Raw genomic sequence first — 24,559 nt, 5'->3', positions numbered from 1 at the left:
AGGTCGCCAGAACCGGCTTATCTGCGGATTTCGACCCGGTGCGGATAGGGAATCGAAATTCCTTGGGCGTCAAAGGCTTCTTTGACAGCTTTGGTCAATTCAAACTTGATATCCCAATAGTCTGCCGCCTGACACCAAATGCGCGCAGTCAGATCGACCGAGCTATCGCCCAGATTGGTCACGCGGACCCAGGGCGCAGGGTCGTCCAGAACCCGTGCATCCGCCTCTGCCAGCTCTGTAATGATCTGCATGGCTTTGTCCGCGTTGTCGCCATAGTCGATACCAAAGACAAAATCCACGCGACGGGTATCATGATGCGAGTAGTTGGTAATGATCGCGCCCCAGGCCTGACCATTTGGAACAATGATCTGCACATTGTCCGGCGTCGCCAGTTCGGTCACAAAAAGGTTCAGATCTTTCACAGTTCCCGCTGTGCCGCCGATATCCACATATTGGCCAATCTTGTATGGGCGAAACAGAACCAACATGAATCCGGCCGCCAGGTCGCTAAGCGTTCCCTGAAGCGCCAGACCGATGGCCAGCGTCGCCGCGCCCATCATCGCAACCAGGCTAGTTGCTTCGATACCAAACAGGTTCAGCACCGCAATCAAAACCATCGCAAGGATGACCCAGCGCACAAGGCTGGCTGCAAAATTACCCAAAGTCTGATCAATCTCGGGGTTTGCCGCAATCCGCCGGCGGACCGCGCCAGCAATCATCCCAGCAACAATCCACCCAACGATCAGAACCGCCAACGCCTTGGCACCATTGACCATCAGTGGCCAGTAGGCACCAGCCTGTTCCATAATCTGTTCCATTTCCCGTCTCTCTTTTCTGCATTCGCCCCTACAGAAACCGTCCCCGATCAGGCAGTCAAAGCCGCAATCAGCATTCGGATCTCAACGCAGGCTCTTTGTGTTTTCAGTTCGCGTGTTCACGATAGTTCGCCGCTCAATGAGCGTAAACAGCGTCAGTTTCAGGGGGAAAATGGTGGGGTTTGGTTCCATTCCCCAGGGTCACCAGGGGAATGGGTGTTCTGATTGACCAAATGTTGCGATCAGGCGGGCAAGGCACCTGTCAGAACGTATCGCAAGATTTCAACGACTTGTCCGGGCTCTTCGGCCACAGCCAGCGCGGCTGCATCGACCTCTTTGAGCGCGTGCTGATGGTCCGGACCATGCAGAACAATCAGGGATTTTCCCAGCGCCGCAGCGTATCCTGCGTCAAAGGCGGCGTTCCACTGTTTGTATTTGTCCCCAAAACGGACAACCACGACATCTGCATCGGCGATCCCCTTGCGGGTTCGGATCGCGTTGACCATCGCTCCCTTGTGGTCATGCCAATATTTATTCGGCTCCGCGCCCAGAATACGCACGCCGCAATCATCGCTAGCACCATGATCGGTAACCGGGCTGTCAAACGTGACATCCAACCCATCGGCACCCGTGATGATCTGTTCGCGCCAATCCGTGTGAATCTCGCCCGACAGGTATACCTTCAGTCCCATGTTCATCTCCTTGTTCGCTGTCCCCTACCTACTGCGGGACTGCCCCGGGACCAAGCCCCGGGGAACAAGGAAGTGTCTTTGGAATTTCCAATCAAAGCCTGCGGGCGACAAGAAACCGGCGCGCGTTTCGTGCCGGGAAGCTGTCCTGCTCTACGATCTCGAATCCGGCGCGTTCCAGTGCACTATCCAATTCCTCCACCTGCAAGAACCGTACATAGGGTGCTTTACCCACCAGCTGCAGAATCGGCAGGCCCATACGCAACAGCTTGTACTTCCAACTGCCACCATCCTGAGGCGTGCAGAATGTTTTGGAGATGAAAAAGCCATTCGGCTTGACGCTGTCGCGAATGCTGATCAGCGCCGTATCAAGATCGTCAAGAAGATGCAGTACGTTGAACGCCAGCACCGCATCAAACGGTCCTTTGGGGGGCACCATGACATCCGCCTGAACGAAATCAACGTTGCCAATCCCCTGTTCAGATGCGCGGTTCTTGCCAATGGTCAACATGCCCTCTGCCACATCGCTGGCCACGAACTGTCGCACACCAGACGCCAGCTCCAAGGCGGTCGAACCAGTGCCGCACCCCAGCTCCAGCACCGTGTCTTCTGCGCCCAAATAGGACGCCGTCCGGTCCAAGGTGTGCTGATAGGAAGCCATGTCACTGATCGGGTTGCGGGCGTATTTTTCGGCAATACCGTCCCAGAATTTTGCGCTTGCTTGCATTTGTGCTCTCCTTTGAAAGGCAGATAAGCACCCCACCGCACAATTGAAATTACCGCGACTGCAAAGACCTGTGACTTGACGCTTCGTCAGGGTATGACCGGGCTCAGGTCAGATCAATTTCCATGAATATTCGCACATCTTCGGATCCCGAAACCTGCCACCCCCTGCGTTGGTAGTAGCTGACATTGCGCGGCATATCCCGATGGGTGGCTAGCCGCATGCGGGTGTGCCCGGCAGCGCGGGCAACGTCAGTGACCGATTGCAGAAGAAGCGAGCCGATTTTGCGGCCGGTGTGTTCGGGGTCGACAAACAGATTCATCAGGTGCGCCGTTCCGCCCGTCACCGACAGGATCGCACCGCCCACAACCGCGCCATCTGCTTGGGCCACCAAAACGACGTGATCCTGAATGTCCTGTGCAACGCCCGACGACACCGGGGGCAGATCCAACCCCTCGGCAAAATATCGGGCATAGGCCGCATCTATGCAGCGGGTCAGGGATGGAGCATCCACAGGCGTTGCCGGCCGGATGTGAATGCCCCGTTCCATCAGCCTCTCAGGCTACCGCCGGTGGCCTTGGTCACCTTGGCAATGATTTTGTCGCTCACGGCCTCGATGTCCTGTTCCTTCAACGTCTTGTCCTTGGGCTGCAATCGCACAGTGATGGCCAGGGATTTCTTACCCTCACCCAGGCTGCCACCAATAAATTCATCAAACACACGCACGTCTTCGATCAGCGCCTTGTCAGCACCGGCAGCGGCATTGACCAGTGTCAACGCCTCGACAGATGCATCGACGACAAAGGCAAAGTCCCGTTCAACCGCCTGAAGATCGCTCTGGTTCAGAGCAGCGCGGGTGGTTTTGCCCTTGCGCGGCAACGGAATTTCTTCGGGCCAAATGGTAAAGGCAACGGCAGGCCCTTTGATGTCCATCTCGGCCAGCACTTTGGGGTGCAATTCGCCAAAGACACCCAGCATCTTTTTCGGACCCAGACAAATCCGACCATGACGCCCCGGATGCCACCATGCCGCCCCATCGCGTAGAATCTGCACTTTGGCCGGGGCCCCGATAGCGCTCAGAACCGCTTCGGCGTCGGCTTTGGCATCAAACAGGTCCACCGGGCGCGATGCACCATGTGTGTCTTTGGGGCCGGTGCGTCCGATCAAAATCCCGGAAATCTGAGTGACCTGTTCGCCCGGCTCACCACCGGTAAAGGCCGGACCGACCTCGAACAACGCCAGATCCATAAAACCGCGCGCCTGATTGCGGGCGGCGGCCTGCAACAGACCGGGCAAAAGATCGGGACGCATATGCGACATTTCCGAACTGATCGGATTGGCCAACATGCTGGCGTCATCGCCACCACCGAACAACGCCGCCGAAGGCTGGTCGATGAAGCTGTAGGTGACACATTCATTGTAACCCAACGCAGCCACGGTACGGCGCGCCATCTGCTGACGGCGTTGCATCGGGGTCATGACAGCTGATGTGATGCCATCGGTCAGTCGCGGCAGCGGTTTGCCTTTTAGTTTGGTCAACGATGCGATCCGGGCGACTTCCTCGACCAGATCGGCTTCGCCCTGCACGTCCGGGCGCCAAGACGGCACATGCGCCATGCTGCCTTCGAGCCGGAATCCCAGACGAGTCAGCGTCTGGCGCTGTTCGCTTTCGGGAATATCCATCCCCACCAACGACTGCACCCGATCTGTGTCCAGCTTGTAGGCACGGTGATGGCTGGGCACGTCACCAGCAATGACCACGTCGGACGGCTCCCCCCCGCACAGATCCAGGATCATCTGCGTGGCGCGCTCCAACCCTTCGATAGTGAACTCGGGGTCCACACCACGTTCAAAACGGTACCGCGCGTCCGAGTTGATTTTCAGCGCACGGCCAGTCATGGCAATCTGAACGTGATCCCAGAACGCGCTCTCCAGGAAGACATCCACGGTTTCTTCGGTACAGCCGGTGGCCTCGCCCCCCATGATGCCTGCGATGCTTTCGGGACCATTGTCGTCCGAAATCACCATCTGCCCCGCGCCCAGTGTGTATTCCTTGTCGTCCAGCGCCACCAGTTTTTCACCTCCAGCGGCGCGATGCACCCGCAGGTCACCCTGCACCTTGGCCATGTCAAACACGTGCAACGGGCGGTTCTGATCGTAAGTGAAGTAATTCGTCACATCCACCAGCGCCGAAATCGGGCGCAACCCAATCGCCTTGAGCTGGTCCTGCAACCATTGTGGGCTGGGACCGTTTTTCACCCCCCGGATCATCCGCCCTGTGAACAGCGGACAGCCATCGGCTGTGTCTTGGTCAATGGTCACATTGATCGGGCACGGGAAATCACCTGGCACCGGGGTGTGGTCATGGGTTTTCAGCGTGCCCAGACCCCGGGCTGCCAGATCGCGGGCAATGCCAAAGACGCCCAGCGCATCGGGACGGTTCGGCGTGATCGCGATGTCGATCATCGTGTCGACTTTGGAGGGGTCATTCTCGGCCAGCCAGTCGATGAACTTGTCACCCACCTCGCCCGAGGGCAGTTCGATAATGCCGTCATGTTCGTCCGACAGTTCCAGCTCGCGCTCGGACGCCATCATGCCATAGCTCTCGACGCCGCGAATTTTGCCGACACCGATGGTGATATCCAACCCCGGCACATACATGCCCGGTTTGCAGACCACGACCGTGATACCTTCGCGTGCATTGGGGGCACCACAGATGATCTGCATCTCGCCCTCATCGGTTTCCACCTTGCATACGCGCAGCTTGTCCGCGTCCGGGTGTTTCTCGGCGTGCACCACCTTGCCGATGGTGAATTCCTTGAGCCGCTCGGCCGGGTTCACGATCTCTTCGACCTCAAGGCCCAGATCGGTCAGCGTGTCAGCGATTTCGGCCACCGATGCGTCGGTGTCCAGGTGATCCTTGAGCCAGGAGAGAGTGAATTTCATCGGTCAGCGCCCTTTGGCAGAAACTAGCGGTTGCCAGAGGCAATGACAAAGAATGGCCCAAGGTTCAAGCCTTGGCACGCGGCCAAGCTCACGGATAGCTGGGAGTGCGACCCAAAAGTTCGTCCAACTGGCGCGCGATCCAGCCATGCGGGATGAAATGACCACCGGGATGAATGTCCAGGCTGACCCGCCCCTGGTCGCAATCGTCCCATGTGGTGCGGTGCAGCGTGAGAAAGGAGACGGCGTTCCACGCCCCGGTATCGATGCCCGGACCACAGTCATAGGCCGCGCGCCACAGCTGCACCGGATAGGTGGTGTCGCCACCGGGGCCATAGGGGAACCGCAGCACATCGTCGTTCAACCCATAGACCTGGCGCACCTCACGCGGGGCGGTGGCACAGACTTCGTTCTGATCCAACGTGCCCGAGATCGCCAGCAGCGCGGCAATGTCGGTGCCATCCTCGCAAACAAACCGCCAGGCCATATTGCTGCCCCAGGAATACCCCGACACATAAATGCGGTCAGGGTCGACAGGGTACCGCTGTTTGACATCTTCCAGCACGGCACGGGCAAATTCGACATCCGCCGTCCCCGAGGCCCAGAAATCCCAGCTGCGATCCTGACCATTGGGTGCCACCAGCAACACATCCCGCCGCCGTGTCGCGCCGGAAATACGTTGGTGTTTGATGATCAAACTGCCCTGCCGCATCCAACCGTGGAAATGCATCAACACCGGCAGCGGGGTTTCCCCGTCCCAACCATCCGGTTCGCGGATGTGATAGGACCGCCCGTCAATCTCACAGGGGGTGTCACCGTGGCAGCGGTTCTGCCAAGGCCCCATGGCAGCAGCAGGAAGGGCCCAAAGGGCAGCAATGATCAGGAGAAGTCGCGTCATACCCGCACGATACCGCCCCGAACCGCGCTGTCATCTCACATGTCTGTGGGCAAGAGGTGAACGACGATCAAAAGCACAAGCCGCGCCATAGCCAGACCGCGGGGTGGCGATCCAAGGTTTGCACTGTGCAGTTTATCTCACCAAGTCCGAACGACACCTGAGCGTGTAACTGTCCCCACAAAATCGCCAGCCCGTGCGGGCGGTCTGGCGATGGCGATGGCGCGGCGGCCTATCGGCCTTGATTCCGCGCTACAAGATAAGAAAAGGCAGAATATAAAAGCCTAGAACGAAATGCCCAGCTTCTCTGCCGCTTCTTTCTTGATGTAAGCAACCGCAAGATCTTTGACCATGCCGAGGGTCATACCCCCAACCTGTGAAGCACCCGCCTTTGTTTTTTCCCAAACACCTTCATTTAGGATTGCACCGTAAAAATCGGCACCTCGATTAGTAATAAAGAAAATTCCATTCTTGCATGCTCGACCTTCGATGAGACCGGCGTCGGCCATTAGGTATAACTGATACTCATCGCCCGGCAGCATTCGGTCGCCGAATTCTACCAGCCCATCATCGTACTCCGATGGTGTTTCACTCGCCTCTATAATGATTTCACGGATCCGGTCGAGGTCACGCAAAGGCATTACCGAGACAAGCCACCATGCAGGTTTGGCATGTCCAGCGCGGCAAAGCCGTAGTGGCGCAGCCAGCGCAGGTCGCTGTCAAAGAAGGCGCGCAGGTCGGGGATGCCGTATTTCAGCATTGCCAGACGGTCGATGCCGATGCCAAAAGCAAAGCCCTGATAGACATCGGGGTCGATACCACCGGCGGCGATGACCTTGGGGTGGACCATGCCCGAGCCAAGGATCTCCATCCAATCGTCGCCCTCGCCGATCTTCAGCGCGCCACCCTCCCAGGAACAGCGAATGTCGACTTCGGCAGAGGGCTCGGTGAACGGGAAATGCGAGGCGCGGAAGCGCAGTTCGACATCATCCACCTCAAAGAAGCTCTTCACGAACTCTTCGAGCACCCATTTCAGGTTGGCCATCGAGATGTTCTTGTCCAATGCCAGACCTTCGACCTGGTGGAACATCGGTGTGTGGGTCTGATCATAGTCGGCGCGGTACACGCCACCCGGGCAGATGATGCGCAGCGGCGCGCCCATCTTCTCCATCGACCGGATCTGGACCGGCGAGGTATGGGTGCGCAGCACATGCGGCGGACGATCGTCGCCTGTCGCGCGGTGCATGTAGAACGTGTCCATCTCGGCCCGTGCGGGGTGGTGACCGGGGATGTTCAGCGCATCAAAGTTATACCAATCGGTGTCGATCCGCGGCCCTTCGGCAACCGAAAACCCCATCTCGGCAAAGATCGCGGTGATCTCTTCCTGAACCTGGCTGATCGGGTGCAACGATCCCTGACGCGACGGGCGCGATGGCAGGGTCACATCCAACCATTCGGTGCGCAGCCGTTCGTCCAGCGCCGCATCGGCCAACCCGGCCTTTTTCGCGGCCAGGGCCGAATTGATCTCATCCTTGAGCGCGTTCAGCGCCGGGCCCATAACCTGACGCTCTTCCGGGGTCATCTTGCCCAGCTCGCGCATCTTCAACGCGACTTCGCCTTTTTTGCCGACAGCGGCCACACGGATCGCCTCCAGCGCGGCTTCGTCCGCGGCATCTGCAATCTGTGCCAGGTATTTTGCCTTAAGATCGTCCATGACCGGTCCCCGAATTAATCGTGAACCTGCTATCGGCCAATTGCGATGAATGCAAGTCAGGCGTCGCGGATCAGACCCATTTGGCCATCGGCGGCAGGCTCATCAGCACCGCATTGGCATCATGGCCGGTTTCCAGGCCGAATTTGGTGCCCCGGTCATAGACCAGGTTGTATTCGGCATAGAGCCCGCGATGCACAAGTTGCGCGTCCTTGTCGGCGTCAGACCAATCCTGCACCCGACGTTTTTCCACCAGCGGAAGAAAGGCGGGCAGGAAGGCACGGCCAATGTCCTGGGTCAGAGCGAAATCACCCTGCCAGTCGTCGCTGCAATAGTCATCCATGAAAATGCCGCCCACGCCACGGGCGCGATTGCGGTGCGGGATATAGAAATATTCATCCGCCCATTCCTTGAGCCGGGGATAGTGGCCGGGGCCATGCGGGTCGAGATGCGATTTCTGCGTGGCATGGAAATGCGCGGTGTCTTCGTCATATTCGATGCACGGATTCAGGTCAGATCCGCCACCAAACCACCAGGCGTGCGGGGTCCAGAACATGCGGGTATTCATGTGAACGGCGGGCGCATGCGGGTTCTGCATATGCGCAACCAGACTGATGCCCGAGGCCCAGAACCGCGGATCGTCCTTCATTCCCGGGATGCCTTTGCGCGCGGCCATTGCGTTTTGTGCCCGCTCCCCCAAGGTGCCATAGACAGTCGAGATATTGACTCCGACCTTTTCGAACACACGCCCGCCCCGCATGACGCTCATCAATCCGCCGCCCGCATCGGATCCATCCTCCGCGGCGCGTTTGGTTTCACTGACGTCGAACCGCCCCGGCGCTGCGTCGGACAAGGGGCCGGTAGCGTGGCTGTCTTCCAGCTCTTCGAATGCGGCAACGATGTCGTCACGCAGCTGGCGGAACCAGGCAGAGGCGGTGGCTTTTTCAATGTCCATCGAAGCGGTCATGGGTCGTCCTTTGTGTCGAAATATCAGTGTACCGGCGCAGCAACCGGGTCGAGCAGAGTGCGCCCGCCATCCAGCGTCACGATCTGCCCGGTCATGAAACCTGCGGCATCCGAAGCCAGGAATTGCGCCGCATCCGCCAATTCCGTTGGCGATGCAATCCGACCCAACGGGGTGTGTTGTTCGATGTCCTGTCGGAAGGATCGGTTTTCCTTGAGAATTGTCTTCATTGACGCGCTCATGACCGACCCGAAGGCAACGGAATTCACCCGGATCTTGTGCGGGGCCAGCGCCACGGCCAGTGACCGGGTCACCTGGTCCAAGGCCGCCGAGGTCACCGAATAGGCCAACAGTTCGGGATGGGTGCGGCGTGCCGCAATCGAGGACAGATTGATAATTGACCCGGCGGGCGTGTTGTCGTCTTCGTCACGATCTTCGGCCTGCTTCATCATGCGGCGCGCCACTTGTTGAGACAGGCGCAATGTCGGCAACAGGGTTTGCCCCAACAGTATTTCCGTTGACGTATCGTTTGGGTCCAACGGATCCGACGGCACAACCTGGCGCGCGCCATTCACCAAGATGTCGATCTGATCGAACGTATCAATCGTTGCCGACAACAGATTGGCAATGGTCAGACGTTCGCGCAGGTCCCCCGCAAAATATGCGACATTGTCATCGTCCGCATATTTGTCCAACTCGCTGATCAGATCCTTTTCGCTGTGATCGGCGAACATCACATTGGCACCTTGTTCGGCAAATTGCTTGCCGATGGCCAAACCAATGCCGCTGGAGGCACCGGTGACGATTGCGGTTTTTCCTGAGATGGAAAAGGACATGGGGCAACGCTCCGTCTGTGGGTCTCGAGAGGGCAGGCTAATCAGGTTGGTCCAAGGTTGAAACCGGTTTTTGTCGTTGCAGTTTCCACACCGATGAGGCCAGCGCATTTCTGCCGGTGTTGCTATTCGGCTCAGCGACGTTGACGTTTCGGTCGGCTGGCGTGCAGGACCTTGAACCGGTTGTCGCCGGCGATTTCCTCGACTTGGGCAAATTTTTCGCTCAGACGGGTTTCATACGGCAAGTGCCGATTGGCAACCAGCCACAGCTGCCCCGACGGCGTCAATACGCGGGCCGCTGTATCAATAAAGGACTGTCCCAGCGCAGGTTCGGCCGCGCGACCCGTGTGGAATGGCGGGTTCATCACAACGGTATCCAGCGGTTCGGGCGCAGCCCATCCACAGGCATCGGCCCAATGCATCTGCGCGCGCGCATCCGTTACATTGCGACGGGCACAATCCAGGGCCGCATGATCCGCTTCGACCATGTGCAGAACCTCTACTGCGTCATGTGTCAGGATCTGAGCAGACAGATAGCCCCACCCGGCCCCCAAATCGGCAACCCTACGGCCCAGTTTGACTGGCAAACTCTGAGCCAGCAATGCCGAGGCCGGGTCAATTCCATCTGCCGAAAACACGCCGGGTGCGGTTACATATCCGCCGATATCGGTAAAGTCCGCAGCCCGCCAATCCGGCATCTCCACGCCACCGGCAAACCAGCAGATCTTGCCGTGGGCCTTGGAAATCGGCGCATGGGCCTGGGCCTGTTTCAACAGCGGTTTGATCAGAGAATCGATTCCATCGGTTTTGGCCCCATCCACCAGAACCGGCCCCTCTGTGCAGGCACTGGCCCGCGCCACCAGATCCCGTCCCAACCCCTTGGCCCGTGTCGCGAACACAACCGATGCGGCAAACCGCTCACCTTCGGGCAGGGTCGCTGCACAGGCAAATCCGCGTGCGACCAGCGCATCATGATCGGGTCGCATAGGTTGAATAGCTAAAACGCGGTCGGCAGGCAGCGCCGACAGGTCCGCATCCCCACGGGGATGGAAGACCGCTATGCGGCCCTCATCAGGAATCGGGACACCGGCCTGGATGGCTAGGGAAAGACGGGGAGACATAGGCAGGCCCTCTCGCGCTGACAGATCCGCGCTTCTTAGGCGGTGTTACGGCCAAGAACAAGCGATCACACGTGCCAACCCGCGAGAGCAAGACATTCAGGACTGCGGCAGATTTATTCTTCTTTTTCCATCGTACACTGCAGCGGATGCTGGTGCCTGCGGGCAAAATCCATCACCTGCCCGACTTTGGTTTCAGCGATCTCGTGGCTGAACACTCCAACCACCGCCAATCCCTTCTTGTGGACAGTCAACATGATTTCAAAGGCCTGCGCATGGTTCAAACCAAAGAACCGTTCGAGAACATGCACGACAAATTCCATCGGTGTATAGTCATCGTTCAACAACAGCACCTTGTAACGCGGCGGGCGTTTGGTCTTGGCCCGCGTTTTGGTCATCAGGCCGCTTTCGGTGTCATCGTCCGCGTTGTCCGACATCATCAGGGGCAAAGGCTGCAAGGTCACGTCAGGGTCTATCCGGTTTTTGGGCCAAGCGGCCCGTGGTTTTTGTTTCTATGCTTATATAGCCTCGCAATCAGTTTAGAAAAGAGAAAGCGAACAGTCAAAAATGAAGAGTCCGCTGACCACCATCGCCTTTGATGCTGATGATACGCTTTGGCACAACGAACGCTTCTTTCGCCTGACCCAGGACAGGTTCGCCGGATTGCTATGCGATTACGCCGACGCCGACGATTTGGCCAATCGGCTTCTGGCGGCCGAAAAACGCAATATCGGCCACTATGGGTACGGGATCAAAGGGTTCACACTGTCGATGATCGAAACAGCTATCGAAGTGACAGAAGACCGGGTCCCTGCCCGAGTGATCCGCGAACTGATCGAGGCCGGTCAGGAGATGCTGCGCCACCCGATCGAGTTGCTGCCCCACGCCCAGCGGGCCGTTGAAACGGTGACCCAGGATTACCGGGTGCTGTTGATCACAAAAGGCGATCTGCTGGACCAGGAACGCAAGCTGGCCCAGTCCGGGTTGGGCGATCTGTTCGACGGGGTGGAAATCGTGTCAGAAAAGACGACGGACATCTATATCGACATCTTTACGCGCCATGGCGAAGGACCGGATCGAGCCATGATGGTGGGCAATTCAATGCGCTCTGATGTCGTTCCCGTCGTGCAAGCTGGCGGATGGGGAATCTACGTGCCCCACGGGATGGTTTGGGAAATCGAACACGCCGAGGAACCGCGTTCCGCCCTGCGGTACCACAAGGTTTCCACCCTCGCGGACCTGCCGCAACTGGTTGCACAGATCGACCCCCGCAATACGTAGAGGTATGCCCCGGCGCACCTAGCGATCACTGGGAGTCGTTTGAACAGATATCCAAAGGCCTATGGTTTTGGGGCCTTTTGGTTTGCCGACACCGGCGCGAACCATTGGCGGGCCCTTCTCTTTTGGATTTTTCCCGGTAAACACGCCTGACAGCAGCGCCATTTCAGGGAACCCGGACCATGCCCCACGCCGAAATCAAATATTCGTCGGATTTGAACATCAACGCCCCAGCCATTCTGGCCGATATCGAGGCCACAATTCTGAACCATGACAATAGCGCCGGTGCCTGCAAAGGTCGCGCCTGGCCCGTCGAGCAGTTCCATCACACACATATCATCATCAACGTGTCGTTGTTGCCAAAGGCACATCGCGACGCAGCATTTCTTCAGGATCTGCTGGATGACCTGGAACAGAAGATCAAAGCGCGAATCGCTCAGCCTTGTGCATTTTCCCTGGAGCTGACTTTCAGCGGGCCAGCTTATGTCACAAATATGCATTCTGGTCACATCTAATTGACGTTACGACCTGCCGACACTCTGGGCACAGGGACAGATCCTGTGCCTTGCGCCGGGTGTAGAGGTTTCGTGAAACACGGCCACAACATGTTGCCTCCTGTCTCATAATTAGCTGAGGAACGTCATAAAAGCTTTTGGTTTATTTCAGAGAAATGCTGTGTTACGCTTTCGGTAATAATCAAAAGTCAGCTGCAAAAATGCAGCGGCGTGAGGCAGAAAAAGGCAGCGATCGTGCAGGTTCGGCATCTGAGTCCGACCCGTTGGGGTCTATATGTATTCGCTATTGTGTGGGTGTGTTTGATCATGCCCTTGGGTGCTTGGGCGGCACCCTATGCTGCAATGGTGATTGACGCACGCACCGGAGAGGTGCTGCATTCCCGCAACGCGGATACCCGTCTCCACCCCGCATCGCTGACAAAGATGATGACGCTTTACGTCACCTTTGAAGCCGTGCGCAACGGGGAACTCACCCTGGATACCAAAGTGCGTATTTCCAAACATGCGGCATCCGAGCCTCCGTCCAAACTGGGGTTGCGGGCCGGGCAGAAAATTGCACTGCGCTATTTGATCCGTGCGGCGGCCGTCAAATCGGCCAATGACGCGGCAACCGCGCTGGGTGAAGCTGTCGCCGGGTCCGAAGCCGCCTTTGCGCGCCGCATGACCCGAACGGCCAAAGCTCTGGGGATGACCCGGACGACATTCAAGAACGCCCATGGTCTGACGGAAAGCGGACATTTGTCGACAGCCCGGGACATGACCACCTTGGGGCGGCATCTGCTGTATGACTTCCCGCAGTATTACAACCTGTTTTCACGGACTTCGACCAACGCCGGGATCAAGACCGTCAACAATACAAACAGGCGTCTTCTGGCTGCCTATAAGGGCGCTGACGGCATCAAGACCGGATACACACGGGCGGCCGGGTTCAATCTCGTGGCGTCGGCCCAACGCGGCAATGAACGCGTGATTGCGACTGTCTTTGGCGGCAAATCATCGACCGCGCGCAATGCCAAGGTCGCCGAGCTTCTGGATATGGGTTTCCGTCGGTCTCCGTCGCGCGCACCACTGCGCAAGCCCCAGCGGCCGGCCTATGTCGGCAATGAGGTCGGCACTGGTGCGAAGACCGTGCGTGTCACGACCGCCGTCGACAAAAGTTTACGCCCCATGGTCCGTCCAGGAGATCAGGGAACCGTTCAACTCGCCAATGCAAATACAACAGACGAACAGCGTGCAGCCATTCAAGCCAGCATCGACGCCGCATTGGCCGAAGCCAAGGATGTCGCGGCTGTGACCCCTGGCACACGACCCGCGCAGCGCCCACAGGTGGCCGCAGAGGCTGTAGAAACGGCCGTTCTGGCGTCAAACGTCAGCGTCAAAGAAGAAACGGTTCAGGAAGTTGTGACCCGTCTATCCACTTCGGGTGGGCAGTATTGGGGGATCAATGTCGGGCGCTATTCCAACCGGTACCAGGCTGAAAAGGTTTTGCTGCGCACCGCCCTCGCGGAAATGGCAACCTTGGATGGGTCCTTGCGAAAAGTCGTGCAGTCCAACAAGGGATATGAGGCGAATTTTCTGGGGATGAGTCAGGAACGCGCAGATCTGGCCTGCCGACGCCTCAAGGCCCGCAACGTCACCTGCTCGATGATCGGCCCCAAATCCTGACCTGAAAGCAAAGGTGCGTGCCAGCAAGCACCCTACACGCCCTTCACTATATCTTAACCATGGTCGCCAACATTGGTGTCATGCCCAATTATCTCAGACCACGTCGCCCAGGCGCAACCATCTATTTCGAAGTCTGTCTGCAGGACCCCCAATCAACCTTGTTGACGGATGAAATCGATCAACTGCGCTCGGCCGTGGGGCTCACGCGCAGGACACGGCCGTTTCATGTCGACGCCTGGGTCGTACTTCCTGACCAGATGCATGCGATATGGACGTTGCCGGAAGGGGATTTTGATTATCCAACCCGATGGCGACAAATCAAATCACGCTTTTCACGCGGGCTCCCGCGTGCCCCGCGAACGGCCAGCCAGCTAGCGCGTCGTGAACGCGGAATCTGGCAGCGTCGGTATTGGGAACACCATATTGCCTCCCAATCCGACTATCGCACCCATATGGAAATCTGTCGTACTCTCCCAACCCGGCGCGGCCTGTGCGATCACCCCGCCGACTGGCCCTACAGTTCCTTCCATCGCCAGGCTGTAGGGTGTGTGCTTGCACGCACCGTTCCCTCGCCCCACGAGCTCAAGGCTTGGGATGGTCGTCCCAATCATCACTGAGAATGCGCCGTGCATCGCCTTCGGGATCATCGTATTGGTTGGACCGCACGGTATAGACGAACCCTGCCAAACCGATCGAACCGAGGATCAGGGAAATCGGAATCAAGTAAGACAATACTTCCATGGCACTTCACCTCAGCCGCAACGCGTTCAGCGACACTGTAATAGAGGAACTGGACATGGCCAAGGCCGCGATCAGCGGCGTTGCCAAACCGACAACAGCCAAGGGCACGGCGATCAGATTATAGACTGTTGCAATTCGAAAGTTCTCCCGAATGCGACGCGTCGCCTTTTGCGCTGTATCAACCGCATCGGCTATTGGAGCCAAATCCTGTCCCAGCAGCACAATATCCGAAGCCACCCGGGCCGCATCCAACGCCGAAGCCGGCGAGATCGACACATGGGCCGCCGCAAGCGCCGCAGTGTCATTCAACCCATCCCCAACCATCAACACCTTGCACCCGTCGTCTGTCAGCGCCTGAACCCTCTGTACCTTGTCCTGAGGCAGCGCCTCGGCCACCCATTTGGATAGTCCCAATCTCTGCGCCAGATCCTCGACCGCTCCGGTGGTGTCGCCGGATATCAACAGCACATCCTTGCCCGACGCACGCAGCATCTTGACCGCGTCTTCGGCTCCGGGTCGCAGGGCATCGACGAACAGGAACCCAACAGGGTCCCCTGCCCCCGTATCCAACCAGGCCGCCGTCTGACTGCCTTGCTGTGCGCCGACCCAGGCAGCCCGCCCCAGACGCACCCGATTTCCCCGGTATGTCGCCTCGGTTCCAAATCCGGGAACTTCGGTCACATCCGCCAGCTTCGCCGGCTTGATCCCTGCGTCGCGGGCCGCCCGGACCAAGGACAGGGACAACGGATGGGAAGATGCCTCGGCCAGGGCCAGGGCAATTTGCAGATCTCCCCGGTCATGATCACCCAGATTCGTCACTTCGGGGGTCCCAGCAGTCAATGTTCCGGTCTTGTCGAACACCACAGTGTCTACTTCGGCCAGGCGTTCCAAAGCTGTGGGGTGTTTGATCAGCATGCCTTTTTTGAACAATCTCCCTGACGCAGCGGTGGTGACCGCAGGCACCGCCAGCCCCAGCGCACAAGGACAGGTGATGATCAAAACTGCAGCCGCAATGTTCAGCGCAGTGCGCATGTCTCCGGAATAGGCCAGCCAGCCCAAAAAGCTGAGCGCCGACAGAATGTGAACACCCGGCGCATACAGCTTGGCTGCAGAATCCGCCAAAGAAGTATACCGAGACCGCCCGGATTCTGCGATGGCAACCAGATCCGCCATGCGATGCAGCGATGTATCTTCGCCCACAGCGGTCGCGCGAATGATCAGCGGGCCTGTGAGATTCACTTCGCCCGCGGACACACACGTGCCCGGCGCAGCAAAGACCGGTAATGTTTCGCCGGTCAACAGCGAGCGATCCAACTCGGACTGACCCTCAACAATCTCTCCATCCACCGGCATGCGACCACCCGGTCGCACCAGAACAAGATCCCCAATGGCAAGACCCGCGACCGGCACTTCGTACGCATCGCCATCTATCACCCGGATCGCTCGGGGCACTTCCAATGCGGTCAGCTCTTCGGCTGCCGATCGCGCCACTGCACGGGTGCGGTAGTCCAAATAACGCCCGGCCAGCAAAAAGAAAGTCAAAGTCAGCGCAGCATCAAAATACGCATGTTCCCCAGATAGCGACGTTTCCCACAGCGACGTGGTCAGCGCCAGAACGATGGCCAGAACAATCGGCACATCCATGTTCAGACGTCGCACGCGCAGGGCCGACCAGGCATTCACGAAAAACGGCTGCGCAGAAAAGGCGATGGCAGGCAGGGCAATCGCGGCGGAAATCCAATGGAACATGTCCCGCGTGGCATCCGTCGCACCGGACCAGACCGACACCGACAGCAACATAACGTTCATCGACGCAAATCCTGCAACCGCCAAACGCATCAGCAGATCACGGCCCGCCTTGTCATTCTGTGTCGCGCTCAGCGCAGTGGCGTCCAGTTCATGCGCTTCATACCCCAACCCTTCGACCACCGGAATCAGGTCAACCGCCCGCACCTCCGGGTCGGCCTCGATCATGGCGCGTTTCAATGTCAGATTCACCCGCGCCGAATGCACACCCGGCGTCGCGCTCAACCCCCGCTCCACCGCCGAAATGCAGGCCTGGCAATGGATGCTTGGCAGAGACAGTGCGATGCGCGCCTCTTTCGGCGCGTCTTGTACTGGACCGTCGGGGCCAGCCACGCATCCGGGACAGACTGCAACAGAGGGACGGAGTTGGGCGGTCATGCGCAATCAGCCCTTTACATACAGGACAACACGTTGGGTAAATTCGGTCCCATCGTTAGCGGTCGCTTTCATCCGGATGTTCCAGTTGCCGGGTGCCAGCTCGGCGGGGGCCACATAGGCTGATCCGTCAAATTTGAAATCGGGACGCATGTCATCTTTGATCTGCGTTGCCCGGCCCAGGGTCGCATCCAGGGATGCAACCTCAACCGGATGGCCGTTTTCATCGGTTATTTCCAAAACGACCAAACCGCCACCGGATGACGCAAGCACCGACCAGCCCAGGGCCTCTTGCGCCGAGCGGCGGGAATTAAACTCCTGCCCTGCCACATAAGAGCTTTTGACTTCGAGGCCGGGAAAGGTTTTGACCGCACTGACCGCCAGTGCGATGTTGACGCCGATGATCACGGCAAATGCGCCTCCGAACACCATCAAAGCATGGCGACCAGTGAATTGGCGCTCGGGTTTGTCATTTGTCATGGCTCAGTTCCCCCTGCCATTGAATGTCGTGTCCTTGTGGGCGCGTTCGCCATTGGTCAGATCTTCGACCCAGATCCGCACATCCGTAGCCTTGGCATTGGATGCCGCCGCACCTTTGGGTGTTACGATATATACCCGCTGAAACAGGGCCGTGTCAGCAGGCACGCTCACCGAGTCATAAGGTGTCCCTTCGATCTGAACCCGCATCGTCGGGTCCCCTTTGAGCGACAGTTTGAACGGGCGAGCTTCGCCATGTTTGTTCCGCAGTCGCACGTCATAGGTGTTACGGATCGACCCATCAGACAGCGTTACATAGGTCGGGTTACGTACCGGGGCGACGGTCAAGTCGATATCAGAACGGATGAACAACGCAAAGACCAAGCCCACACCGACCAATGTCCACAATCCGGTATACAGCATGGTACGTGGCCGCAGGATGTGCTTCCAGACATCGACCGGTTGTTTGCCTGCACGCTCATTGGTTTCGTCACTGACTGCCATATAGTCGATCAGACCACGCGGCTTGCCGATCTTTTCCATGATGTCGTCACAGGCATCGATGCACAGCGCACAGGTGATACATTCCAGCTGTTGCCCGTCACGAATATCAATGCCGACAGGACAGACGTTCACACAAGCCATACAATTGATGCAGTCACCCTGCGGTTCACCAGCCTTGACCTCTTCGGACGCTTTGCGTGGTTCACCGCGCCAGTCGCGATAACCGACCACCAATGTGTCTTCGTCCATCATTGCGGCCTGAATACGCGGCCAGGGACAGGCATAGATACAGATCTGTTCCCGCGCATAGCCACCGAAAAAGAAGGTTGTGCCAGTCAGCACCGCCATCGTCGTATAGGCGATGGGGTGGGCGTTCAGAGTCACCAGATCCACCAACAACGTCGGCGCGTCGGCAAAATAGAACACCCAGGCCCCGCCGGTTGCCAGACCGATCAGCAGCCACAGGATTGTTTTGGTTGCCCGCAGACGAAATTTGCGAAAATCCCATTTCTTCTGACGATGCAGACGCAAACGGGCGTTTCGATCGCCTTCGACCCATCGTTCCACAAGAATATATAGATCGGTCCACACTGTTTGGGGACACGCATATCCACACCACACCCGACCCAAAGCCGACGTAAACAGGAACAGCCCCAGACCGGCCATGATCAGCAGGCCAGCCACGAAGTAGAATTCATGGGGCCAGATCTCAATCCAGAAGAAGTAAAACCGGCGGTTGGCCAAGTCCAGCAGCACCGCCTGATCCGGCAGGGAAGGCCCCCTGTCCCAGCGGATCCATGGCGTCAGGTAATAAATCCCCAACGTCACCGCCATGATGATCCATTTTAGGTTGCGGAATTTCCCTGACACACGTTTTGGGAAGACAGGCTCCCTGGCGGCATAAAGGCTGGGGGCTGGATTGGAATCGCTCACGGAATCACTCCGGGTTAGTGGCTCACTCCCGCGGGTTGTCACAGATGGGCGGGCTTCAAACTTTGATATGGGTCAAAAAGCGTATCTAGGAAGCACGTTTTATCCAATTCATATCAGCGTTGATCAAAACATCCAGTCCAAGAAGGTTCCCAATGACCCCGCAATTGCGCGAGAATTTTTGCGTCGCGGAAAATTAATGCATTGATTTCAGAAATTTCGGGGACCCTGGCGGCATGGCGGACACTCATTTCAAAGGCAACCTGGAACGCCCTTTGAACGATGTGGGAAACGTTCTGCGCCAGGGCGCGACACATAGAATCTTTTCAGATGGGCCCCTGACCATTGGAGCACGACTTCGACGAGACGTCACCGTTGGAGGCATCGGATCAAAACCGTCTTTTTGCAAGAAAGACCCCGGAATTAATCTGGTCAGCGGTGGGTTCAGACACAGTTGGAAAATTGTGTGACCGACGCTGACAGCATCTCCCAGTCCAAGAATTGGGACATGGATCTGATTGGGTACAGGGGTCAATAGCCAGACAACCGAACATGCTCATGCCCAGAACGGCGAGGAACACTCAGAGATTCTGATTCAAGTGATCGGACCGCCAAGGGCGGAACCGAAGGAGAAAATGGGCGTCGGTTTTCCAGGAAACGCGCGAACAGATCGAAAAACCGACGCCTGCTCCTCGTGAAAACCCCGAAGGATCAACACAGGATTTCTTTGACACATACCGGCCCGTTTGGGGGGGACCATCCGAACCGGAACCTGCCACACCGCTACACAATCACCTTTTGGGCGGGCCGTGTTTGACCAAGATCAAACTCCTGACTTTTTTGACCCTCGCCGAAGATAAAACTGAAATCCCGTCGCAGGTTTGGCACGTGTGCAACAGACCCAAGGTCCAAGGCGTTTCAAGACGCTTTGAGGCACCAAATCAAAGTCGGCAGCATGGTCAGTTCACTGTGCCGAATGGTTCACTGGGCTCACGCGGCGGCCGGGCGTTCAGTTTGTGGCCGCCAGAAAGTTCGAAGTTTCTTGAACACGCACCCAAACACAAAAAAGGGGCCGCAGAACACGGCCCCTTCGCTTCAATTCTTGAACCTGGCTTACTGTCCGCCGCCCAGCTGGTGAACATAGACCGACACAGCGCGGATTTCCGCTTCTGTCAGACGTGTATTCCAAGCTGGCATAACACCATAGCGGCTGTTGTTGACGGTCTCGCTGATGGTTTCATAGTCCCCACCATAGAGCCACAACGCATCCGCAAGGTTCGGCGCACCCTGAGACTGGTCACCAGTGCCGTCTTCGGCGTGGCACGACGAACAATTGTCTTCGAACACGACCTTGCCGGCGTCGACCTTGGATGCATCCATTGGATCACCTGACAGCGACATGACAAAGTTCACGACCTGGTCGATTTCGTCCTTTTCCAACAGCTCATCACGTCCAAAAGCAGGCATTTCGGAATAGCGCGCATCGTCGCTTTCTTCATTCCGGATCCCATGGGTGATCGTGCCGTGGATGGCTTCGATGTCACCGCCCCACAGCCAGCTGTCGTCCAACAGGTTAGGATATCCCTTGGCACCGGCAGCACCGGATCCGTGACACTGGGCACACCAAGTCTTGAACACAGCAGAACCGGCAGACGCGGCGTATGTGTTCAGCTCGGTATTGCCCGAAATCGCGGTCAATTCTGCCGCTTCCAGCTTGGCATTGATCGGAGCGTTGGCTTCGTCAACGGCTGCGATATCAGCCGCAACATTCGCACGAGTCGACCAGCCCAACACACCGGCAGTGGCCGAATTGATCATCGGCCAGGCCGGATAGGCAATCGTATAACCAATGCCCCAGATAATGCAGAGATAGAAAGTCCAAAGCCACCAACGCGGCATGGGGTTATCGAATTCTTCGATACCATCCCAGCTGTGACCGGTGGTATTCGGATCACCATCGAACTTTTTCGATTTTTTGCTCATGTCCTCGCCTCCTCGGATGTGGCGGGTTTGTCGTCATGCCGGAACGGGATATTGGCCGTGTCTTTGTAGACCTTGGTGCTGCCTGGGCGAAACGCCCAGACCACGACACCAATAAAGAACAGGAACAATACCAACAGCATCCAGCTGTCTGCAAATTGCCGCAGGAGAGTGTAAATTTCCATTTGACCCTCCCTTAACGGCTTGCGACCGGGGTAAAGGTCGAGAAGTCAACCAAAGTCCCCATCATTTGCAGATAAGCCACGAGCGCATCAGCTTCGGTCAGTTCAGGTTGACCATCAAAGTTGCGCACATTGACGTTGTCGCCATACCGCTCCAACAGACCATCGTAATCGCTGTCCGGATCGGCCTGTGCAGCAAAGTCTGCCATGGCATTTTCGATCATCTCGTCCGAATACGGTGTGCCAAGCATGGCATTGGTCGCCATCAAGTCACCCATATACTTACCATCGATCTTCTTGTCTTCGAGGAAGCCATATTTTGGCATCACCGATTCCGGAACCACCGATTGCGGGTCACGCAGGTGGTCGACATGCCATTCATCCGAATAGCGACCACCGACACGGGCCAGGTCTGGTCCGGTCCGCTTTGAGCCCCACTGGAACGGGTGATCGTACATCGACTCCGCCGCCAGCGAATAGTGACCATAGCGCTCAACCTCGTCCCGCATGGGGCGGATCATCTGGCTGTGGCACACATAGCACCCTTCACGAATATAGATTTCGCGACCTGCCATTTCGAGAGGGGTGTAAGGGCGCATGCCCTCCACCTTCTCGATGGTGTTTTCCAGATAGAACAGCGGCGCGATTTGCACGATGCCACCGATGGTCACGACCAGAAAGCTGAATACCAGCAGGAGGGTCGCGTTGGTCTCGAGGATCTTGTGTTTGTCGAGAATTCCCATTGCTCGGGCCCTCCTTATTCAGCAGGAACTGCGACGGACAGGCTGGCCTCTTTGGCCGGTGCCTTACGTACAGTCATCCACAGGTTGTAGCACATGATCACGGCACCAGCGAGGAACATAACCCCACCCAGACCACGGACCACATACATCGGGAACTTGGCAGCCACGGTGTCAGCGAACGAGTTCACCAGGAAGCCGTTGGCGTCAACTTCGCGCCACATCAGGCCTTCCATGATACCGGTCACCCACATCGAAGCGGCATAGAGAACGATGCCGATAGTGGCCAGCCAGAAGTGCCAGGACACGAGGCTGAGCGAATACAGGCGTTCGCGCTTCCACAGGACCGGAACCAGATAGTACAGCGCACCAAAGGTGATCATGCCGTTCCAACCCAGCGCCCCAGAGTGCACGTGACCAATGGTCCAGTCAGTGTAGTGCGACAGCGAGTTCACCGCACGGATCGACATCATCGGACCTTCAAAGGTGGACATGCCGTAGAAGCCAACCGAAATCACCATCATCCGGATAACCGGGTCGGTGCGCAGCTTGTCCCAGGCCCCCGACAGAGTCATCAGACCGTTGATCATGCCACCCCACGACGGCATCCACAGGATAACCGACATCACCATACCCAGGGTCGATGCCCAATCCGGCAACGCGGTATAGTGCAGGTGGTGCGGGCCAGCCCAGATATACAGGAAGATCAGAGCCCAGAAGTGGATGATCGACAGCTTGTACGAGAACACGGGACGTTCGGCCTGTTTCGGAATGAAGTAGTACATCATGCCCAGGAAACCCGCAGTCAGGAAGAAGCCCACAGCGTTGTGACCGTACCACCACTGAATCATTGCATCCTGAACACCAGCCCACAGGATCACGGATTTGGATCCCCAGATGCTGACCGGAATGGACGCGTTGTTGACCAGGTGCAACATGGCAACGGTTACGATGAACGACAGGTAGAACCAGTTGGCCACGTAGATGTGGGGTTCCTTACGCTTGATCACGGTGCCCAGGAACACGGCCAGATACGCCACCCAGACAACAGTCAACCACAGGTCAACATACCATTCGGGTTCTGCGTATTCCTTGGACTGGGTTCCACCCAGCAGATAGCCGGTTGCCGCCAGCACGATGAACAGCTGATACCCCCAGAACACGAACCATGCGAGGTTGCCGCCCCACAGACGCGCGGCCGAAGTCCGCTGGACCACAAAGAAGGACGTCGCAATCAACGCGTTGCCACCAAAGGCAAAAATCACAGCCGAAGTGTGCAACGGACGCAACCGGCCAAAGTTGGCATACCCCTGCGCCCAATCGAAGTTGAGGGCTGGGAAGGCCAGCTGAAATGCGATGAATGTACCCGCCAGGAAACCGACAACACCCCAAAAGGCCGTTGCGATCACGCCGGCGCGAACAACGCCATCCATATATTCATTTGCCACGGACCGGGTCGAAACAGGTTCGTCAGTGTGGCGCAAAGTGTAGATGAAAAGCCCACCAGACACGAGCATCACAAGGATGGCGTGCACCTGATAAGCTATATCGCGTGCGTTTCCGGCCGCAATCATCGCGAAGATGACGACCAGACCAAGCACGATAAGCTTGAGGTAATTTGACATTGTGCGTCCCTTTGCCTTGTCCCGCGCGATTCTCACGCCGCGCCAGACGGATTTAGACTGTGCGTTTGATGCAAAACAGGTGACAAAGTTGCTTTGATCTGCATCAAGACATGATGCGGCATTCTGTGAGAAGGAAATTATCAGATGATAATGTACCGCCCGTGACATGGGTGCAACAGAATGTATGAGGGCAATATGGCTTATAAATCCCTGCTGACGGTTCTAACCAATTCAGACACGGCCAAGGCAACATTGGCACAAATGGTTGCGCTGGCCGAAGCGCAGGATGCTCATGCAGACGCCCTGTGCCTTGGGGTGGATAGAACCCAGACGGGATATTATTATGCCGGGGCCAACGCGATGGTCCTGCAAGAAACCTTGTCCCGTGCCCAGGCCGAAGCCAGTGACCTTCTGAAATACGCTCAGGACGAATTGGGGAAAACGAATATCCGCTGGTCAGCCGAGGATGGCGTGGCACAGATTGCCGATCTCGGGCGCCATGTCGCGCAGCATGCCCGGTTCTCGGACCTGGTTGTTCTGGCCAAACCTTATGGCAAGGACCGCGGGGCCGAAGCTGAACCAATTGTGGAAGCTGCCCTGTTCGAAGGCCGCGCCCCAGTTCTGGTGTTGCCCGACGATGCGGCCCCGATCTCAAAACCCAAAACCGTGATGGTTGCATGGAACGAGAGCGTCGAAGCCATGGCCGCGATCCGTAGATCGCTGCCCTTCCTGCGGCAGGCAGAATTGGTGCGGGTTGTCATCATCGATCCACCCCAACACGGGCCCGAACGGTCGGACCCGGGCGGCCTGTTAAGCCAACTGCTGGCCCGTCACGGGGTGAATTGCGAGATTGATGTGCTCAGTAAAACCATGACCCGAGTGTCAGACATACTGAACCGTCACGCCACCGATACCAGTTCGGAAATGATTGTGATGGGGGCCTATGGGCATTCGCGATTCCGCGAAGCCATTCTGGGCGGTGCAACCCGCAACATGTTGGAACAGGCCAAAGTTCCAGTCTTTATGGCTCACTGATCGGCATCGTAACT

At 57.6% G+C, this 24,559-nt stretch carries 24 protein-coding genes; 4 read left to right on the top strand and 20 right to left on the bottom strand.

Features of this window, described 5'->3' with window-relative positions; translation table 11 throughout:
* Positions 1-17: 17 nt before the first annotated feature.
* From K3727_04285 to clpS, 12 genes are all read right to left on the bottom strand, one after another.
* The gene (locus tag K3727_04285) at positions 18-818 is read right to left on the bottom strand and encodes a mechanosensitive ion channel (protein ID UWQ92024.1); all 801 of its coding nucleotides are present in this window, start codon (positions 816-818) and stop codon (positions 18-20) included.
* A gap of 239 nt (positions 819-1,057) precedes the next feature.
* Positions 1,058-1,507, bottom strand: a complete 450-nt coding sequence (locus tag K3727_04280; GenBank protein ID UWQ92023.1) for a YtoQ family protein — start codon at positions 1,505-1,507, stop codon at positions 1,058-1,060.
* 91 nt (positions 1,508-1,598) lie between these two features.
* Positions 1,599-2,231 (bottom strand): class I SAM-dependent methyltransferase, encoded by a 633-nt coding sequence (locus K3727_04275; GenBank protein UWQ92022.1) that lies wholly within the window; start codon positions 2,229-2,231, stop codon positions 1,599-1,601.
* Positions 2,232-2,334: 103 nt separating this feature from the next.
* Positions 2,335-2,778: a GNAT family N-acetyltransferase gene (locus K3727_04270; GenBank protein UWQ92021.1), complete on the bottom strand. Its 444-nt coding sequence runs from the start codon at positions 2,776-2,778 to the stop codon at positions 2,335-2,337.
* Positions 2,778-5,174, bottom strand: coding sequence for a phenylalanine--tRNA ligase subunit beta (gene pheT, locus K3727_04265; protein UWQ92020.1), 2,397 nt, complete (start codon positions 5,172-5,174; stop codon positions 2,778-2,780). Before pheT ends, K3727_04270 begins: the two co-directional genes overlap by 1 nt.
* An 88-nt stretch (positions 5,175-5,262) precedes the next feature.
* On the bottom strand, positions 5,263-6,069 hold the full coding sequence (locus tag K3727_04260; protein UWQ92019.1) for a polyhydroxybutyrate depolymerase: 807 nt from the start codon (positions 6,067-6,069) through the stop codon (positions 5,263-5,265).
* Between the two features lie 281 nt (positions 6,070-6,350).
* Positions 6,351-6,701 carry a DUF2513 domain-containing protein gene (locus tag K3727_04255; GenBank protein UWQ92018.1) on the bottom strand — a complete coding sequence of 117 codons (351 nt, stop codon included), beginning with the start codon at positions 6,699-6,701 and terminating at the stop codon, positions 6,351-6,353.
* 5 nt (positions 6,702-6,706) lie between these two features.
* The gene (gene pheS / locus K3727_04250) at positions 6,707-7,780 is read right to left on the bottom strand and encodes a phenylalanine--tRNA ligase subunit alpha (protein ID UWQ92017.1); all 1,074 of its coding nucleotides are present in this window, start codon (positions 7,778-7,780) and stop codon (positions 6,707-6,709) included.
* 70 nt (positions 7,781-7,850) lie between these two features.
* A complete protein-coding gene (gene hemF, locus K3727_04245) occupies positions 7,851-8,744 on the bottom strand; it encodes an oxygen-dependent coproporphyrinogen oxidase (protein ID UWQ92016.1) in 894 nt (297 codons plus the stop codon).
* 23 nt (positions 8,745-8,767) lie between these two features.
* Positions 8,768-9,577, bottom strand: a complete 810-nt coding sequence (locus K3727_04240) for an SDR family oxidoreductase (GenBank protein ID UWQ92015.1) — start codon at positions 9,575-9,577, stop codon at positions 8,768-8,770.
* Between the two features lie 131 nt (positions 9,578-9,708).
* Positions 9,709-10,695 (bottom strand): class I SAM-dependent methyltransferase, encoded by a 987-nt coding sequence (locus K3727_04235; GenBank protein UWQ92014.1) that lies wholly within the window; start codon positions 10,693-10,695, stop codon positions 9,709-9,711.
* A 113-nt stretch (positions 10,696-10,808) separates the two neighbouring features.
* The gene (gene clpS / locus K3727_04230) at positions 10,809-11,132 is read right to left on the bottom strand and encodes an ATP-dependent Clp protease adapter ClpS (protein UWQ93266.1); all 324 of its coding nucleotides are present in this window, start codon (positions 11,130-11,132) and stop codon (positions 10,809-10,811) included.
* Between the two features lie 127 nt (positions 11,133-11,259).
* Between clpS and K3727_04225 the strand changes: the two genes are divergently transcribed.
* The 3 genes from K3727_04225 to K3727_04215 all read left to right on the top strand — a co-directional run bounded on the left by K3727_04225 (position 11,260) and on the right by K3727_04215 (position 14,150).
* The gene (locus tag K3727_04225; GenBank protein UWQ92013.1) at positions 11,260-11,973 is read left to right on the top strand and encodes an HAD family hydrolase; all 714 of its coding nucleotides are present in this window, start codon (positions 11,260-11,262) and stop codon (positions 11,971-11,973) included.
* Between the two features lie 179 nt (positions 11,974-12,152).
* Positions 12,153-12,485, top strand: a complete 333-nt coding sequence (locus tag K3727_04220) for a hypothetical protein (GenBank protein UWQ92012.1) — start codon at positions 12,153-12,155, stop codon at positions 12,483-12,485.
* A gap of 306 nt (positions 12,486-12,791) precedes the next feature.
* On the top strand, positions 12,792-14,150 hold the full coding sequence (locus K3727_04215) for a D-alanyl-D-alanine carboxypeptidase (GenBank protein ID UWQ92011.1): 1,359 nt from the start codon (positions 12,792-12,794) through the stop codon (positions 14,148-14,150).
* Between the two features lie 582 nt (positions 14,151-14,732).
* Here K3727_04215 and ccoS read toward each other — a convergent pair.
* From ccoS to ccoN, 8 genes are all read right to left on the bottom strand, one after another.
* Positions 14,733-14,891 (bottom strand): cbb3-type cytochrome oxidase assembly protein CcoS, encoded by a 159-nt coding sequence (ccoS, locus tag K3727_04210; protein UWQ92010.1) that lies wholly within the window; start codon positions 14,889-14,891, stop codon positions 14,733-14,735.
* Positions 14,892-14,897: 6 nt separating this feature from the next.
* Complete coding sequence (gene cadA, locus K3727_04205) at positions 14,898-17,075, bottom strand: cadmium-translocating P-type ATPase (GenBank protein UWQ92009.1); 2,178 nt, start codon at positions 17,073-17,075, stop codon at positions 14,898-14,900.
* Between the two features lie 6 nt (positions 17,076-17,081).
* Complete coding sequence (locus tag K3727_04200) at positions 17,082-17,552, bottom strand: FixH family protein (GenBank protein ID UWQ92008.1); 471 nt, start codon at positions 17,550-17,552, stop codon at positions 17,082-17,084.
* 3 nt (positions 17,553-17,555) lie between these two features.
* Positions 17,556-18,986: a cytochrome c oxidase accessory protein CcoG gene (gene ccoG, locus K3727_04195; protein ID UWQ92007.1), complete on the bottom strand. Its 1,431-nt coding sequence runs from the start codon at positions 18,984-18,986 to the stop codon at positions 17,556-17,558.
* Positions 18,987-20,096: 1,110 nt separating this feature from the next.
* Entirely contained in the window at positions 20,097-20,966 is an 870-nt protein-coding gene (gene ccoP, locus K3727_04190) for a cytochrome-c oxidase, cbb3-type subunit III (protein ID UWQ92006.1), read from the bottom strand.
* Positions 20,963-21,148 (bottom strand): cbb3-type cytochrome c oxidase subunit 3, encoded by a 186-nt coding sequence (locus K3727_04185; GenBank protein UWQ92005.1) that lies wholly within the window; start codon positions 21,146-21,148, stop codon positions 20,963-20,965. Before K3727_04185 ends, ccoP begins: the two co-directional genes overlap by 4 nt.
* A gap of 11 nt (positions 21,149-21,159) precedes the next feature.
* Positions 21,160-21,888 carry a cytochrome-c oxidase, cbb3-type subunit II gene (gene ccoO, locus K3727_04180; GenBank protein ID UWQ92004.1) on the bottom strand — a complete coding sequence of 243 codons (729 nt, stop codon included), beginning with the start codon at positions 21,886-21,888 and terminating at the stop codon, positions 21,160-21,162.
* A 14-nt stretch (positions 21,889-21,902) separates the two neighbouring features.
* Positions 21,903-23,510, bottom strand: coding sequence for a cytochrome-c oxidase, cbb3-type subunit I (ccoN, locus tag K3727_04175; protein UWQ92003.1), 1,608 nt, complete (start codon positions 23,508-23,510; stop codon positions 21,903-21,905).
* Between the two features lie 195 nt (positions 23,511-23,705).
* Between ccoN and K3727_04170 the strand changes: the two genes are divergently transcribed.
* On the top strand, positions 23,706-24,545 hold the full coding sequence (locus K3727_04170) for a universal stress protein (GenBank protein UWQ92002.1): 840 nt from the start codon (positions 23,706-23,708) through the stop codon (positions 24,543-24,545).
* Positions 24,546-24,559: the final 14 nt, after the last annotated feature.

It is taken from the genome of Rhodobacteraceae bacterium M382 (genome assembly GCA_025141015.1).
In the GTDB taxonomy this organism is placed as follows: Bacteria; Pseudomonadota; Alphaproteobacteria; order Rhodobacterales; family Rhodobacteraceae; genus Aliisedimentitalea; species Aliisedimentitalea scapharcae.
Note: the sequence above shows the minus strand (reverse complement) of the source record. Positions and strands in the feature narration are given on the sequence as shown.

Coding starts and splice junctions, on each gene's coding strand:
- K3727_04275 (UWQ92022.1), bottom strand. CDS start 2,231: ATGCAAGCAAGCGCAAAATTCTGGGACGGTATTGCCGAAAAATACGCC.
- pheT (UWQ92020.1), bottom strand. CDS start 5,174: ATGAAATTCACTCTCTCCTGGCTCAAGGATCACCTGGACACCGACGCA.
- ccoS (UWQ92010.1), bottom strand. CDS start 14,891: ATGGAAGTATTGTCTTACTTGATTCCGATTTCCCTGATCCTCGGTTCG.
- hemF (UWQ92016.1), bottom strand. CDS start 8,744: ATGACCGCTTCGATGGACATTGAAAAAGCCACCGCCTCTGCCTGGTTC.
- cadA (UWQ92009.1), bottom strand. CDS start 17,075: ATGACCGCCCAACTCCGTCCCTCTGTTGCAGTCTGTCCCGGATGCGTG.
- K3727_04280 (UWQ92023.1), bottom strand. CDS start 1,507: ATGGGACTGAAGGTATACCTGTCGGGCGAGATTCACACGGATTGGCGC.
- K3727_04260 (UWQ92019.1), bottom strand. CDS start 6,069: ATGACGCGACTTCTCCTGATCATTGCTGCCCTTTGGGCCCTTCCTGCT.
- clpS (UWQ93266.1), bottom strand. CDS start 11,132: ATGATGTCGGACAACGCGGACGATGACACCGAAAGCGGCCTGATGACC.
- ccoN (UWQ92003.1), bottom strand. CDS start 23,510: ATGTCAAATTACCTCAAGCTTATCGTGCTTGGTCTGGTCGTCATCTTC.
- ccoP (UWQ92006.1), bottom strand. CDS start 20,966: ATGAGCAAAAAATCGAAAAAGTTCGATGGTGATCCGAATACCACCGGT.
- pheS (UWQ92017.1), bottom strand. CDS start 7,780: ATGGACGATCTTAAGGCAAAATACCTGGCACAGATTGCAGATGCCGCG.
- K3727_04170 (UWQ92002.1), top strand. CDS start 23,706: ATGGCTTATAAATCCCTGCTGACGGTTCTAACCAATTCAGACACGGCC.
- K3727_04215 (UWQ92011.1), top strand. CDS start 12,792: ATGCCCTTGGGTGCTTGGGCGGCACCCTATGCTGCAATGGTGATTGAC.
- K3727_04225 (UWQ92013.1), top strand. CDS start 11,260: ATGAAGAGTCCGCTGACCACCATCGCCTTTGATGCTGATGATACGCTT.
- K3727_04200 (UWQ92008.1), bottom strand. CDS start 17,552: ATGACAAATGACAAACCCGAGCGCCAATTCACTGGTCGCCATGCTTTG.
- K3727_04185 (UWQ92005.1), bottom strand. CDS start 21,148: ATGGAAATTTACACTCTCCTGCGGCAATTTGCAGACAGCTGGATGCTG.
- ccoO (UWQ92004.1), bottom strand. CDS start 21,888: ATGGGAATTCTCGACAAACACAAGATCCTCGAGACCAACGCGACCCTC.
- K3727_04220 (UWQ92012.1), top strand. CDS start 12,153: ATGCCCCACGCCGAAATCAAATATTCGTCGGATTTGAACATCAACGCC.
- K3727_04285 (UWQ92024.1), bottom strand. CDS start 818: ATGGAACAGATTATGGAACAGGCTGGTGCCTACTGGCCACTGATGGTC.
- K3727_04270 (UWQ92021.1), bottom strand. CDS start 2,778: ATGGAACGGGGCATTCACATCCGGCCGGCAACGCCTGTGGATGCTCCA.
- K3727_04240 (UWQ92015.1), bottom strand. CDS start 9,577: ATGTCCTTTTCCATCTCAGGAAAAACCGCAATCGTCACCGGTGCCTCC.
- K3727_04235 (UWQ92014.1), bottom strand. CDS start 10,695: ATGTCTCCCCGTCTTTCCCTAGCCATCCAGGCCGGTGTCCCGATTCCT.